The organism is Ensifer sp. ENS11 (assembly GCF_014851895.1).
GTDB classification, from domain to species: domain Bacteria; phylum Pseudomonadota; class Alphaproteobacteria; order Rhizobiales; family Rhizobiaceae; genus Ensifer; species Ensifer canadensis.
This window is the reverse complement of the sequence record NZ_JACVAN010000024.1, coordinates 38,514-51,163: the sequence shown is the minus strand read 5'-3', so window position 1 is coordinate 51,163 and position 12,650 is coordinate 38,514. Positions and strand designations below refer to the sequence as shown.

The 12,650-nt window shown below is 59.3% G+C and carries 15 protein-coding genes and 1 pseudogene; 8 read left to right on the top strand and 8 right to left on the bottom strand.

What is annotated here, in order from left to right:
- Positions 1 to 115: 115 nt before the first annotated feature.
- Positions 116 to 469, top strand: a complete 354-nt coding sequence (locus IB264_RS29575; RefSeq protein ID WP_057218776.1) for a hypothetical protein — start codon at positions 116 to 118, stop codon at positions 467 to 469.
- 5 nt (positions 470 to 474) lie between these two features.
- Here the strand turns inward: IB264_RS29575 and IB264_RS34875 are convergent, their stop codons facing one another.
- The gene (locus tag IB264_RS34875; RefSeq protein ID WP_244494749.1) at positions 475 to 645 is read right to left on the bottom strand and encodes a putative metallopeptidase; all 171 of its coding nucleotides are present in this window, start codon (positions 643 to 645) and stop codon (positions 475 to 477) included.
- A gap of 1,101 nt (positions 646 to 1,746) precedes the next feature.
- Here IB264_RS34875 and IB264_RS29565 point away from each other — a divergent pair.
- From IB264_RS29565 to IB264_RS29550, 4 genes are all read left to right on the top strand, one after another.
- A complete protein-coding gene (locus IB264_RS29565) occupies positions 1,747 to 1,986 on the top strand; it encodes a hypothetical protein (protein WP_057218786.1) in 240 nt (79 codons plus the stop codon).
- 626 nt (positions 1,987 to 2,612) lie between these two features.
- On the top strand, positions 2,613 to 2,873 hold the full coding sequence (locus tag IB264_RS29560) for a CopG family ribbon-helix-helix protein (RefSeq protein ID WP_057218789.1): 261 nt from the start codon (positions 2,613 to 2,615) through the stop codon (positions 2,871 to 2,873).
- Positions 2,873 to 3,148, top strand: coding sequence for a type II toxin-antitoxin system RelE/ParE family toxin (locus tag IB264_RS29555; RefSeq protein WP_192434614.1), 276 nt, complete (start codon positions 2,873 to 2,875; stop codon positions 3,146 to 3,148). The genes IB264_RS29560 and IB264_RS29555 overlap by 1 nt, the downstream gene beginning before the upstream one ends.
- 316 nt (positions 3,149 to 3,464) lie before the next feature.
- On the top strand, positions 3,465 to 3,773 hold the full coding sequence (locus tag IB264_RS29550; protein ID WP_192434673.1) for a hypothetical protein: 309 nt from the start codon (positions 3,465 to 3,467) through the stop codon (positions 3,771 to 3,773).
- Positions 3,774 to 4,141: 368 nt separating this feature from the next.
- Here the strand turns inward: IB264_RS29550 and IB264_RS29545 are convergent, their stop codons facing one another.
- From IB264_RS29545 to IB264_RS29535, 3 genes are all read right to left on the bottom strand, one after another.
- On the bottom strand, positions 4,142 to 4,762 hold the full coding sequence (locus IB264_RS29545; RefSeq protein ID WP_084814938.1) for an NUDIX domain-containing protein: 621 nt from the start codon (positions 4,760 to 4,762) through the stop codon (positions 4,142 to 4,144).
- A gap of 398 nt (positions 4,763 to 5,160) precedes the next feature.
- A complete protein-coding gene (locus tag IB264_RS29540) occupies positions 5,161 to 6,540 on the bottom strand; it encodes a sensor histidine kinase (protein ID WP_192434612.1) in 1,380 nt (459 codons plus the stop codon).
- Entirely contained in the window at positions 6,537 to 7,214 is a 678-nt protein-coding gene (locus tag IB264_RS29535; RefSeq protein ID WP_025429021.1) for a response regulator transcription factor, read from the bottom strand. The genes IB264_RS29540 and IB264_RS29535 overlap by 4 nt, the downstream gene beginning before the upstream one ends.
- A 78-nt stretch (positions 7,215 to 7,292) precedes the next feature.
- On the opposite strand from IB264_RS29535, the gene IB264_RS29530 reads away from it, so the two are divergent.
- Entirely contained in the window at positions 7,293 to 8,360 is a 1,068-nt protein-coding gene (locus IB264_RS29530) for an ABC transporter substrate-binding protein (protein ID WP_192434610.1), read from the top strand.
- Positions 8,361 to 8,787: 427 nt separating this feature from the next.
- Here the strand turns inward: IB264_RS29530 and IB264_RS29525 are convergent, their stop codons facing one another.
- A complete protein-coding gene (locus IB264_RS29525) occupies positions 8,788 to 9,030 on the bottom strand; it encodes a type II toxin-antitoxin system Phd/YefM family antitoxin (protein WP_192434667.1) in 243 nt (80 codons plus the stop codon).
- 274 nt (positions 9,031 to 9,304) lie between these two features.
- Here IB264_RS29525 and IB264_RS29520 point away from each other — a divergent pair.
- Positions 9,305 to 9,511: pseudogene (locus tag IB264_RS29520) on the top strand (ABC transporter substrate-binding protein); the annotation flags it as partial.
- Between the two features lie 106 nt (positions 9,512 to 9,617).
- On the opposite strand, the gene IB264_RS29515 reads toward IB264_RS29520, so the two are convergent.
- A complete protein-coding gene (locus tag IB264_RS29515; protein ID WP_192434608.1) occupies positions 9,618 to 10,532 on the bottom strand; it encodes a LysR family transcriptional regulator in 915 nt (304 codons plus the stop codon).
- Positions 10,533 to 10,626: 94 nt separating this feature from the next.
- Between IB264_RS29515 and IB264_RS29510 the strand changes: the two genes are divergently transcribed.
- Entirely contained in the window at positions 10,627 to 11,424 is a 798-nt protein-coding gene (locus tag IB264_RS29510) for an NAD(P)H-dependent oxidoreductase (RefSeq protein ID WP_192434606.1), read from the top strand.
- A 254-nt stretch (positions 11,425 to 11,678) separates the two neighbouring features.
- On the opposite strand, the gene IB264_RS29505 is transcribed toward IB264_RS29510, so the two are convergent.
- A complete protein-coding gene (locus IB264_RS29505) occupies positions 11,679 to 12,116 on the bottom strand; it encodes a type II toxin-antitoxin system VapC family toxin (RefSeq protein WP_192434604.1) in 438 nt (145 codons plus the stop codon).
- Positions 12,116 to 12,361, bottom strand: coding sequence for a type II toxin-antitoxin system VapB family antitoxin (locus IB264_RS29500; protein WP_025429025.1), 246 nt, complete (start codon positions 12,359 to 12,361; stop codon positions 12,116 to 12,118). Before IB264_RS29500 ends, IB264_RS29505 begins: the two co-directional genes overlap by 1 nt.
- Positions 12,362 to 12,650: the final 289 nt, after the last annotated feature.

Below are 12,650 nucleotides of genomic sequence, written 5' to 3'. Positions count from 1 at the left end.
ACGGGCGGTGTCCGGGCCGCTGAACGCATCTAAGCATCGGCCAGACAAATCGTTCTTGCCAACCAGCAAGCAACCTCTCGGCGTTTTCGAAGGGCTGCCTCCAAGGAGGTGCACAATGACATTCGCCACATCAACCGTACCCCTGATGACACTTGCAGCAATCTCAGTCGGCGTAGTTCGGACCGACGCTCACCAGACGATGACGGGCTGGACCTATCCTCCGGCGTGCTGCAAGGCTCATGAGGTAGGTGGAGATTGTGAAGCCATTCCCGCTCCGGACATAATGCGAGGAGCTCGTGGTTTTTCTGTCTTCTTGCATGCGGGCGACCACCACCTCGCGACAAGGCCACACATGTTCTTCATCCCGTATGGCGATGAGATTCCCTCGGGCGATGGGCGATATCATATCTGCCTGCATCCGACGGAAGACAACGTGAACTGCTTCTTTGCCCCGCCTGACAGCAGCTAACGGAACTACGCGACCCTAAGCTGGCAGGTGCCGCATGCATGTGCGATCTGCATTCTGGCGATCTCGGGTTTCTGGTTGGCTGCATCGACCATGGCGCGAACGCCGGCAGCATCTGCCCCATAACGACGAACGATGCCGACAAACTCTTCGACATCGTGCCCACGAATGACGAACACGGGGCGGCCGGTCGATCGGCTGAAACGCCCAGGCGCAAGCAGCCGACGAGCACCTAGACATTCTCGCAAAGCTCCGGGCTCTCGCGCTAGCCCTTGCCGCAAAGTACCCGCACCGCTCCCCCGATGAAATTGAACGTCAGGCGAAAATCATGTGGCGCGCGCCGCCTGCACTGGAAAGAATGAACCTGCGATCTCCAACCTATGAGGCTGGCGAGCTACCGGGCTGCTCTACCGACAAATTTCCTGGAGTTGTATTTGCCCAACCTTTACGGGTAGAAGGCAATGACTTGGAGGCTGCATGAGAACCGGTTTGGCGCTCGCTATCGTTTTGTTTATCGCGGTGCCTCTACCAGCGTCCGCTGAGCAAGGGCCGCCATTGGCGGAGCCTGCATTTGCTGCGATTGCTGCCGAGCTACGCACTTCGGCGAAGGCACGTGAGGCCCAGATCGAGCGCTGCACAGAGAGCCGTACCGGCGCACTTCCATCGAGCAGGCAGAGTTTCGCCCCTACATTAAGCAAACCTGCGCCAGAATTATCGAGGGCATCGCGTTTGGCAGTATCACCTACGCCAGGTACCGAATACTTTGGGCCTCTGATGCCCGAGAAATGGTTGAAACACTCAACTGAAGGCCACCACCCTACCGCATAGGCGGCGGTCATTGGTCGCGCCCAATTTCAAGCTACACGTAAAACGCGAGAACGAGCAGCGAACATCCACAGGACATACCGCGCATGTCTAAGCTGGATTAGCTCGTCCGCAGTAGGAACAAATTGAGATCAATTCCCATGAAAAAAGGCCGGGGCGAAACCGCACCGACCTTCCTCATCATCGCTTACCAACCAGTGCCAGTACATCCGTGGTCAAAAGTCTAAAGCGACGAGGCATTTGCGAGCGGCGAATCATTCAGCGCTCATAGCAATGCCAACGACGAGGTATATGGGAGCCCAATGTGTCCGAAACAAGTCGGTACCCATTTCGAGGGGTCGCGGATCGCGGAACGGTCGAAATACGACACCTGCCGTATGTCGCCGTCTCGGCAATAGTCCTAGGCCAAATCTCCCGCAATCCTTGGCGGGAGGTTCGAACCTAGGAGACTACCAATGAAGATAGTTATCGCCGCCCTGGCGTCGCTCGCTTTTGCGACTTCCGCCATTGCTGCCGTCCCGTCGACGCCAGCTGAAAAGCAGTCCACCGTCAAAATCGCCGGCCAGATTGAATTGGCCTTCGGATCGTCGCGCGGCCTTGCCGCATCAACCAAGAACGTGAACACCGACCCTGGCAAGAAGAGCTCGGCCAAGGGCGGCGCGCAGACTGGTGGAAAGACAATGTTCGCCAAATAATCAAACGAGAAAGGGCGGCTTCGGCCGCCTGATTTTTGGATGCATTTCTTCTACGAGCCGGATGTAAGCCTTCTGCGAACGTCGGCAGGCGCGACATCGAAGCCAGTCGCACGCTCACCGCTCGAGTTTATGCCAACCCTGACAGCATCCTTTTCCAACCTTACCAACCGACGATCGCGAAAAACCTCGAAGGTCAGCGGGTGTAGCATGAAGTCGCGATAGGATGGAACAGTCTCAAGAATGCGCCGAGCCCGCGTTTCTGACGACTAGAAAGGCATGGCGGCTTCGTTGAACTGGTTTGTCGAAGTGGGAAGCCCGCGTCGTCACGTATGGTCCAAACGCCCCCCTCTCGTCGACTTCCTTGAAGAAGATATCGTAGTCGGCTGCGGCGATGCTCGTTGGTCTTTGTATTTATGATGCTACCGGCGCGATCAGGAGGACGGCAGGCACCGTGCTCTCGGCCCTTGATGAAAGGTGAGCGACAATGCAATTGCCAAATATGTGCATCACAATGGATTGTCCGGATTTAGTTGTCCGAGGTCGGTTGGTGCATTCGACACTCACAGCCTCTCGACTTAATCAAATCTAATCACTATGATTAAGGTCGATTACACAGGAAGCGTTCGATGGAAACCAAAGTACTGACAGCGCATGTTCCGCTGCCGCTTGCGGAGAGGGTAGATCAGTTGGCTATCCGGCTGGAACGTTCGCGCGGCTGGATCATCAAGCAGGCACTCACTGCCTGGGTAGATCAAGAGGATGAACGACGCCTGCTCACACTTGAGGCGCTCGCGGACGTGGACGCCGGTCAAGTCATTGACCATCAGGCCGTGCAAGCCTGGGCCGATAGTCTGGACAACGACAAGCCGCTCTCTGTTCCGCTCTGATGCAGGTTAAATGGACAAGCAAGGCCATTGGTGATCTCGCGCGCCTTTTCGAATTTCTAGCTCCTGTTAATCAGCGAGCCGCTGCACGCACGGTTCAATCGTTGACGACTGCACCGACACGCCTGATTGAACAGCCTCGACTTGGAGAGAAGCTGGAAGAATTTGCGCCTCGCGAAGTCCGCCGAATCCTCGTCGGGCATTATGAGATCCGCTACGAGATTCAACAGTCGATTATCTATGTTCTGCGCGTGTGGCATACTCGCGAGGACCGTTGAATAAAGGCCCAGCCCAAGACGCACTTGCACGGTAGACGGCGCGATCGAACAGAAATTCCGACCCGGCTCGTAACCAATCCTGTTACATATCCGCGTTTCGACACATCATCAGCGCATGGTGTTGATCAGTTTTGCCGACCGCATCACCGGCCCCTCATCCTCGATGTCATGAACGCCCGCTTCACTTCCTGCGGGTCGAAGCCTGCTGTCAGGAAATCGCCAACAACTTGTTTGCCGTTGCTGCCGTCGTGATCGACGTCTATCGACAGAAAAACCGCAAGAAAGCCTGATCCTCCAAAGAAGACCTGTTCTCCCAGTGAGCCAACTGGCCGGGTTGATGAAAATCATCCCGGCGTTTTATTGTCGGCACCGACGTAATTTAACTGTGCCGGCCGTGTTTCGACATATGTTTGCCGCGCAAGGCTGCCACGGCGCTACCGCTCTGGTAACTGCATCCGCGATCGACTATATCAAAACCATCCAAAACTATCGGAGATTTATCATGTTGTCGCAGCGCAAGCTTGCGAGCCAGTTCCAGCCGCGTTTCGTTCTTCAGCTTTGGAACGCGATGCTTCGGGTCCAGACCCGCGAAACAGCTTCCCTCTTCGGCCAGCGCAGCCGCTAAAGCGCACCTCCAAACCTTGTCCGCTTGCTCTATTGCAAGCGGCATGCTGGGGCCGTTCAGGCGACGTAGTTCCAGCGCATGAGCGTGTCGCGCTCTTCAAAGACGGCGGCGTCATCGACGCTCATGGCCAGCTTTTGCAGCTCGACCTTCCGGAAAAGGAGATCCTCGGCGTCGGACCCTTTTGCAGCAGCCTAAGGCCGAATACCGGCGCGGGGTGTTGGCCAAGTTTGCGGTTTGGTGCGCCCCGCAAATTAAGGTGCAGCCACTGGCTGATGCTCCAGGTCGGACGCAAATCCGGACGGAAGACTGCGTCGTACTTTTATCGCAATTGCTCAAAGCTGCCGCGACGGCCGGTGACTGCTGCCGTCTCAGGAAGGGCTTGCTGCACCAACGTCGATTGGCGCGCGATTGGAGAAGAGGTTCAAGGCGGCGTACTGCAGCAGCATAATCGTTTTTCCATCCCGAATTGCCCCCGAGCCGACCATCGCAAGCGCCTCGTCGATACCAATTTCCAGGACGGCAATATCCTCCCCTTCGGCCTCGTTGCCACCTCCCGCCGAAGCCTGGTCGCCTGGCTGGTACTCGCCAACGAAGAAATGCAGCCGCTCCGTTACGGAGCCAGGGCTCATGAATGCGTCGAACGCCAGGCGTACGTCGCGCACACGAAAGCCTGTCTCCTCTTCCGTTTCTGCACGGATGCGTGCTTCCGGCTCGGCATTGTCGAGCAATCCGGCCGGCGCTTCGATGAGAAGGTCGTCATGACCATTGACGAAGGCTGGATAGCGAAACTGACGGGTGAGTATCACCGTGCGGCGTTTCGGATCGTAGAGAAGGATCGTCGCACCGTTTCCCCGGTCGTAGGTCTCTCGCGACTGTCGCTGCCAGTTCCCGTCGGCGCGCAGGAAGGAAAAAGTCGTTTTCTTTAGGACGTACCAGTCGTCCGAGAGGATGGTGACATCCTCTACGCGAACGCGGTGTGCAATGCTCATCGTGACCTCCTTCATTGTGGCAAGGTCAGCAGAAGTCGCCATTCCTTGTTTGACGGCAAATTTCGTGCATTTTCGTGCAATGTCAAGCAATTTCGTGCACGCCGAAAATAAGGCCGCCGCAGCGCGCCTCCCCAAGCACCGCCCGTTGCGCCGAAAAACTTGAGGTCGCGCGCTCCCAACCGCTTTGAGTAACTCCTCCTTTGTTCGTGGCGGGGATCATGGCGCAACGCCAGCTAGCTTCGCAGCCTCGGAGGGGCTCTCGAATGATGTGCAGATGTAGATCCTGGGATGGATACGTCCGTTTGCCGGATCGAGGACCGAACTATGGATCGGTGGCCTACAACGGTGGAACAACTCTGTTTGCGCGCGCCGGATGGGGACTGAGCGGCCCGCCCTGTTCAGCCGGCCGGAAACAGGATGGCAACCCTAAGCCCGCGTCCACCTGCTCCATCGGTCAGGCTGGTTCGCGCTCCGTAGAGGGCAGCAATTTCCTCGACGATCGGCAGACCGAGCCCCGTTCCAGGCGCTTCGCTCGCACCGCGCTGAAACCGCCTGAGCACGCTCTCGCGCAGTTCCGGCCTGATTCCGGGTCCGCTGTCTTCGACCTCCAGGGATACGAAACCTTCCTTTTCGCTCACCCGCGTCGTGACTTCCGCCCCTCGCCCGGCATAGAGCAACGCGTTGCCGATCAGGTTCTTCAGCATCTCGCCGACCAGCAAGGGTTCTGCACGAACGAAGGCTTCGCCCTCGCCGTCGAAACCCAGATCGATGCCGGCGTCTCCGGCGGCTGGCACATGTTCGGCGGTGATACCGCGCGCCAACTCGACCAGATCGATCCGCTCGAGTTTGCGCGCCTCATCCTTGCCGGCGGCATCGATCTTCGCCATCAGCAAAAGCTGCGCCAGAATGCGCTCGGCGTTCGCAACGGCCTCGTCGGCCTTTTTCACCGCCTTCTTGGTGTCCTCGATCGAGCCTGCGCGCAGTGCCAAGGCCAGTTGCGTTCGGATGATTGCGAGCGGCGTGCGCAGCTGATGGCTGGCGTTTCCGGTAAAATTGCGTAGCGCATCGAGTGCCGACTGAAGGCGGCCCATGAACGAATTGACCGTATCGACGAGGCCCTGGACTTCATTGGGCACACGCTCGCCGATCGGATGCAGATCGTCGGGACTGCGCTCGGCGATCGCATCGCCTAATCGATAGAGCGGCCTGAGCGAGAAGGTAACGGCAATCCAGACGATGACCGCGGCACCGGCGATCATCAGGCCGAGGCGCAAGGCGGAACGTACGAGAATCGTCTGCGCCAGCTGCCGGCGCGCGATCGTCGTTTCGGCAACGGTTACAACGAAGGGTACGGAATTGATGCCCGTCGAAGCCGACCGGCGCAGTGCCGCGATCCGGATGGGCTCGCCGCGGAACGAGGAGTCGGCAAAGGTCGTGGAGCTACCGGGAACTTCGTCCAGAGACGGCAGGGTCTGGTAGCCGGTGATGAATTGTCCTGGCGGTCCATCGACACGGTAGAAGACACGATCCTGCGCCGCCGAGGTCAACATCTCGAGCGCCACATAGGGGATGTCCACCTCGAGCGAACCATCCTCCGCCACAACCACGCGCTCGGCGATGGCGAGCGCCGAACCGGCGAGAACGCGGTCCGACACGACATTGGCTGTCGTCACCGCTTCGCGGTAGGTATCGGTGAGCGCGGCGACGCCGATAACGGCAGTTGAGATCAACAGCCAGCCGAGCAGCCTGCGGCGAAGGGAATAGACCGCCGCCCTCATTCCGGCCCGGCCGCTTTGTCGAGATAGTAGCCGATACCGCGCGCCGTTCTGACGGTCAGGCCGTGTGGCGCAAGCCGTTTCCTGAGGCGGCTGACATATTGTTCGATCGCATTCGGGCTCAGATCGTCGTCAAAGCCGGTCAGCGATTGCATGATCGCCTCCTTGGCGACGACCTTGCCGGCGCGCATGAACAGGAGTTCGAGCAGCCCCAGCTCTCGGGCCGGGATTTCGATCGGCACTCCACCGGACGAAAAGCTACGTGCATTGAGGTCGAGCGACACATTGCCGTAGCTGACGGTCGACGCGCGCAATCCCGCCTGCCGGCGAAGCAGCACGCGTACGCGCGCTTCAAACTCGCCGATATCGAACGGCTTGATCATGTAATCGTCGGCGCCGAGATCGAGCCCCTTCACCCGCTCCTCCGGCGTGCCCCGCGCCGTCAGGATCAATACCGCCGCACTGTTCTGTCGGGCACGCATCGCCCTGAGCACATCGAGCCCGTCCATCTCCGGCAGGTTCAGGTCGAGGATCACCAGATCGAACGTCTCGGCGGCGGCAACCGCGTGGGCCGACGCGCCGTCGCTGACGACGTCGACGGCATAGCCGCTACCACGCAGGATGGCCGACAGGCCCTCTGCAAGGACCTGATTGTCTTCAACAAGCAATATGCGCAATTGTCTTCACTCCCCCGCTTCACTCTATCCGCCGTTGCCTTGCTTGTGAACGGTGGCGTGCTGAGGCATTGTGGATTTATGCGGTACTTGATTTCTTTTCTCTTTTTGCTTCTTTGTCCCCGGCTCCTTCTGGCCGCACCGGTCATTTTCCCGGCGCTTTCAGGTGCCTCGGACGCCAGGACGCTGGTCGTCTACTCCTCGCTCGACGAGCCGCTCGCCAAACCCATGATCTTCGGCTTTCAAAAAGCCAATCCGGATGTCGCGGTGCGCTATGAGGATATGCTGACGGGGGAGATCTACGACCGGATCGTCAAGGAAACCGATGCGGGGCTGAAGACCGCGGACTTCGCCTTCTCGTCTGCGATGGACCTGCAAGTCAAGCTGAGCAACGACGGCTATGCCCAGCGCAGCGACCTGCCGATGAGCGGCCGCTGGCCGACCTGGGCCAATTGGCGCAATACCGCCTATGCGCTGACTTTCGAGCCGGCGGTCTTCGTCTATCACAAGCCGAGCTTTACCAAGGAAGCGCCGCCTTCGACCCGCGCCGAATTCGTCGCCTATCTCAAGCGTCAGGGGGCCGATGTCTTCGGCCGGATCGGCACCTATGACATCGAGCGCTCCGGCGTCGGCTTTCTCTTCATGTCGCGCGACCAGGAGCAGTTCGGCGACATCTGGGATGTCATCCAGGCGATGGGCGCTGCCGGCGTCAAACTCTATTCCACCAGCCAGGCCATTCTAGAGCGGGTCGCCGACGGGCGGTTCGTGCTCGGCTACAACATCCTCGGCTCCTACGCCGCCGATTGGGCAGCCCGCCACCCGGATGTCGGCATCGTGTTGCCGAAGGACTATACCGTGGTGATGTCGCGCATCGGCCTCGTGCCACAAGCATCCGCCTCGCCCGACCTCGGCCGCCGCTATCTGGAATTCTTCATGTCCAAGGAAGGCCAGACGATCATGGCGCGGCAGTTGCAGATCCCCGCCGTCAGCCCGGATGTCGCCGGCGAAAACACTGCCAACACCATGCAGGAAATGCTCGGTGCCCAGTTGCGTCCGGTGCCCGTCAGCCCTGGGCTGATGGTCTATCTCGACCAGGTCAAGCGGTCCCGGCTGATTGCCCGCTGGAACGAGGTTCTGCGGCTCCACTAGCACCAGCGTTTTTGCCGTGGGGCGATCTGTTTCGTTGTTCCGTCCGCCCTCGGGTCGCTCAAACACCCCCTCGACAATGGACGGTGGTGCGTTGGCATGCAACCGCTCGAACAGGCGGATCGCGGCCACCGGGAGAGGATGGGTGCCTAGCAGCCGACGGCGGCACCTTGGACTTTCGGCGCGGCTTCGGCCTGAAATGCCCCGTCGTATTCAGCGTCGGAGAGAGCGCTTCTGCGTCAATTCACGGAAGCCGCAGGGCTCTACCCTATAACTCCGGCAGCGCCTCGAAGGGATCGAGTGCTCGAACGCCTGACGGTCCAAAATGACGCAGATTGCGTGTCAAAGCAGTCAGGCCATGCACTTGGGCTGTGGCAGCTATGGGCACGAGCACCATCCAGAATCTGCCCGGCTGCTTGCGCGCATTGCATCAGAGATCAACCATCCGGCTCGGCTTGTTACCGCGCGGTGGGATATCGTCGTCATCACCTGGATAGGAAGCTAGGAACCGTCCGAAACTCGGAACGTGTTTCAGCTTTTCATACTCCTCGAACGAAAGCACTACTGCTTCCTTTCTGCCATGTCGGGTGATGATCGCAGGATTGCCGTGAACCGCCTGATCGACAACAGCAGAGAGCGTTGCCTTGGCATCTTTGAGCCGGATCTCTTTCATGTCGGCCTCCAAATAATGACCACAGTAGTCATACTGCCGCATCGACCCTCCCGAGCAAGAGCCAAAGGACTTAGACGTCCTATGTTTGAACAGCACCATGCCACCATACAATGCCGATGAGTGCTTTCTCTGCAGATTTGAGGCCAAAGCGCGCGGCTCGGTAGCAATTTTCACTTCACAAGTGGGCGGCATGCTCGTCCAATTGCCGTCGCCCCCTTTCCTCGCGCGGATCATAGATCGGAACGGGCCCCGCGACGGTGCGCTGCGTCTGCCGGAAGGCCAGACGATCATGGCGCGGCAATTGCAGATCCCCGCCGTCAGCCCGGATGTCGCCAGCGAAAACACCGCCAACACCATGCAGGAAATGCTCGGTGCCCAATTGCGGCCGGTGCCCGTCAGCCCCGGGCTGATGGTCTATCTCGATCAGGTCAAGCGGTCCCGGCTGATCGCCCGCTGGAACGAGGTTCTGCGGCTCCACTAGCTCCAACGGTTCAACCCGGTGAAATCTGTTTCGTTGGCCTCGATCAATATGGGATCGCTCAAACGTGTCTGCGTCCATGGACGGTCGTGTGTCAGCGCAACCCCGGTTACTCCAGACCCGGAATGTCGCTGATCCGTTCCGCGAGATAGTCAACAAGCAACCGCACACGGGCAATGCCTGCCCGCTCCGGCACGATCAGCATGCTCAAGGGCACGGCCGGCAGAACATAGTCCGGAAGGATGGGCATCAGCCGGCCATCAGCAAGCAGATCGTCGACCAACCAACGGTGCGCGGGGGCGATGCCGCGGCCGGCGACGAGCGCCTCGCGGGCCGCCAATCCATGGTCAACCTGGAGACGCCCGTGAAAGGGCACCATATGCTGCTCACCGGTGTTCCCGTGAAGTTCCAGCATATCGCTGCCCGCCACATTCGACATGCGAATGCCCTCATGGTCCGATAGATCCCGGGGAACGACCGGTGTCCCTCGCCTGGCGAGATAGCCCGGCGCGGCGACCAGCAGACGCTGGCTTTGGCCCAGTGCCCGCAGTTTCAGCGAACTGTCGTTGAGCGGCCCCAGGCGGAGCGCGATGTCGATGCCCTCCCGCACAAGATCGATGCGCTCGTCCGTCAGGCTGAGATCAACACCGATATCCGGGTATTTCTCCTGAAAGGCAAAGATCAGTCGCGTGGCGTGCAGAACGCCGAAAGCCGCGGTGCAGGAGACCCGGATCGTGCCGGCCGAGGCACCACGGGTGCCGCGTGCCTCGTCGCCGGCCTGCTCCACGAGGCGCAGGATCTGGACGCTGTTGGCATAGTACCGGCTGCCCTCGTCGGTCACCGTCACGCGCCGGGTCGTGCGGCTGATGAGAGGCACGCCCAGCGCCTCCTCCAGTTCGCGCAAATGCCGCGTGACCGTCGACTGCCCGAGCCCGAGTTCACGCGCAACGGCTGACAGGCTGCCACGCTCGGCAACGCGCGCGAATGTCCGCATGCGTTCGAGCGTGATGTCGGATTTATCCATTTTTCGGCACAATCATATGCATTCCCAAGTTATAGTGAAACACTTTGGTGTCGTCTACATCAGGGGTCGGTTTCTCATCACAGGAATGCTGACCATGAAAGTTTTGCTTGTTTTCGCCCATCCAGAACCGCGTTCGCTCAACGGCGCGCTCCGCGACGTCGCCATCCGCGAACTCGAGGCTCAGGGCCACGAAGTCCGTGTATCTGACCTCTATGCCGACAAATGGAAATCCGAGGTCGATCGGAGCGACTTCCCTTCGCTTTCAACAGACACGCAGTTCAAGCCGAGCCGCGCCTCGAAAGCCGCCTTCACGACCGATACCCTGACGCAGGATGTGAAGGCGGAACACGAGAAGCTCTTATGGGCGGATACACTCATCCTGCAGTTTCCGCTCTGGTGGTACACAATGCCAGCCATCCTGAAAGGCTGGGTGGATCGGGTCTATGCCTACGGATTTGCCTATGGTGTCGGCGAACACAACGACACCTATTGGGGCGACCGGTTTGGCGAGGGCACGTTCAAGGGCAAGCGCGCGATGCTGATCGTCACCACCGGCGGCTGGCAGGAACACTACTCCGCCCGGGGGGTCAACGGACCGATCGACGACCTCTTGTTTCCCATCAACCACGGCATCCTTTACTATCCCGGATATGATGTGCTGCCACCGTTCGTGGCCTACCGGGTCGATCGCATCGACGAAGCCGGCTTCGAAGATCTTTCCGAGCGCCTGCGCGGGCGGATGAGGACGCTTTCGACCACGCCGCCTATCCCCTACCGGCGTCAGAACGGCGGCGACTATCTCATCCCGAGCCTCGAATTGCGTCCAGCCCTCGCCAATCCGAGTGATCGCGGCTTCGCCCTCCACATAGAGCAGCAAGATGCAGCCGAGTAGCCGTGCAGCGTTGCAGCATTGCAGATGAAATTTGCAGAAGCGGCTCCACCAGCTCTTGCGGACCGTCGCCATCCGTTTCCGGGTCTGATCGGAAAACGGATGGCCGACGGAACTCCGGCTTCAGCCTTGTGGCGCCGAACGACCACACGCCGCGTTGCATTCCGGCGATGGTGCCGGGGTCAGGACGCTGGCTGCTACTCTGGACAAGGTATTGGCGAGCTGTCTACGGCCTGGGATCGTCGCGGATGGCGATCTCAGGCAACATCGATATCTGTCCTGGAAAAATCATCGCCTTTGAACAGAAGCGGCACATGCTGGGACTTCGCACAAGCATAAGCGAAACAATCGCCGAAATTCAGCCGAGCCGGATGGCCGACAAAGCGACCATAGTTGCGTGCCGCCTCCATCGCTGCGCGGTGCAGGGATCCGCTGATAGGCATTTCTTGCCCATCGATTGCTTCAAGGAATTGCGCAACACTCTCCTGCGCCAGTTCGATGATATCCGGTGGCGTTGGAGCCTGGTTGCCGTTGTGCGAGATGGCAATGATACGTGCCAGGCTGATCACCGCTTCGAACACAGCAAGTGACGAATAGAAGATTGGTGTCTTTGACATCTCGATTTTGGCGAGATGATATCCGGCATCTTCCTCGCCGGCCAAAACCGCCACGATCACAGAGGCGTCCAGAAACATCAGAGTTCCCACATCTCGTCGGTGAAGCGCTTCATGTCAAAGTTGGGCTTGTTCGAGCCCATACGCGCTCTGAACTTGTCTTGAATTTTCGCGACGCGCTCGCGTAACGGCACTTCTTCCCGGATGCGATCGAGTTCGTGCTGCAAGGCACGCCGAACGGCCTCTGTCTTGTTAGGAGCCTTGGACAGCTTCTGGAGCTCGGAAGCGAGATCGTCGACTGTATCGTCACGAATATAGAGCGCCATGGCTTTCTCCTGAATATGCAGCAGGGAATATTCGAATATTCTATTCCGAATATTCATGCGACACAAGACAGAACAGTTAGCTTGCAATGCCCCATGAAACGAAGAGAATTAGCCTTCTCGCCCCACATCTTCTTAGTTGCCAAATGGCCCGCGAACGTTTGCGATTCGCGCAACAACCGGAAACGGCAGGGCGCCTGCCCCACGGCGAGCCCTTTCGCGCCGCAAGCGGCAAGCAACAGCCTAAGATTCCGTAAACACTACGCCTCATTTTCGCAATGAGGACTTGATG

What these genes read in the sequence shown, in the direction of transcription:
- IB264_RS29575 (WP_057218776.1), top strand. Translation starts at nt 116, where the DNA reads ATGACATTCGCCACATCAACCGTACCCCTGATGACACTTGCAGCAATC.
- IB264_RS29565 (WP_057218786.1), top strand. Translation starts at nt 1,747, where the DNA reads ATGAAGATAGTTATCGCCGCCCTGGCGTCGCTCGCTTTTGCGACTTCC.
- IB264_RS29560 (WP_057218789.1), top strand. Translation starts at nt 2,613, where the DNA reads ATGGAAACCAAAGTACTGACAGCGCATGTTCCGCTGCCGCTTGCGGAG.
- IB264_RS29555 (WP_192434614.1), top strand. Translation starts at nt 2,873, where the DNA reads ATGCAGGTTAAATGGACAAGCAAGGCCATTGGTGATCTCGCGCGCCTT.
- IB264_RS29545 (WP_084814938.1), bottom strand. Translation starts at nt 4,762, where the DNA reads ATGAGCATTGCACACCGCGTTCGCGTAGAGGATGTCACCATCCTCTCG.
- IB264_RS29540 (WP_192434612.1), bottom strand. Translation starts at nt 6,540, where the DNA reads ATGAGGGCGGCGGTCTATTCCCTTCGCCGCAGGCTGCTCGGCTGGCTG.
- IB264_RS29530 (WP_192434610.1), top strand. Translation starts at nt 7,293, where the DNA reads ATGCGGTACTTGATTTCTTTTCTCTTTTTGCTTCTTTGTCCCCGGCTC.
- IB264_RS29525 (WP_192434667.1), bottom strand. Translation starts at nt 9,030, where the DNA reads ATGAAAGAGATCCGGCTCAAAGATGCCAAGGCAACGCTCTCTGCTGTT.
- IB264_RS29515 (WP_192434608.1), bottom strand. Translation starts at nt 10,532, where the DNA reads ATGGATAAATCCGACATCACGCTCGAACGCATGCGGACATTCGCGCGC.
- IB264_RS29510 (WP_192434606.1), top strand. Translation starts at nt 10,627, where the DNA reads ATGAAAGTTTTGCTTGTTTTCGCCCATCCAGAACCGCGTTCGCTCAAC.
- IB264_RS29505 (WP_192434604.1), bottom strand. Translation starts at nt 12,116, where the DNA reads ATGTTTCTGGACGCCTCTGTGATCGTGGCGGTTTTGGCCGGCGAGGAA.
- IB264_RS29500 (WP_025429025.1), bottom strand. Translation starts at nt 12,361, where the DNA reads ATGGCGCTCTATATTCGTGACGATACAGTCGACGATCTCGCTTCCGAG.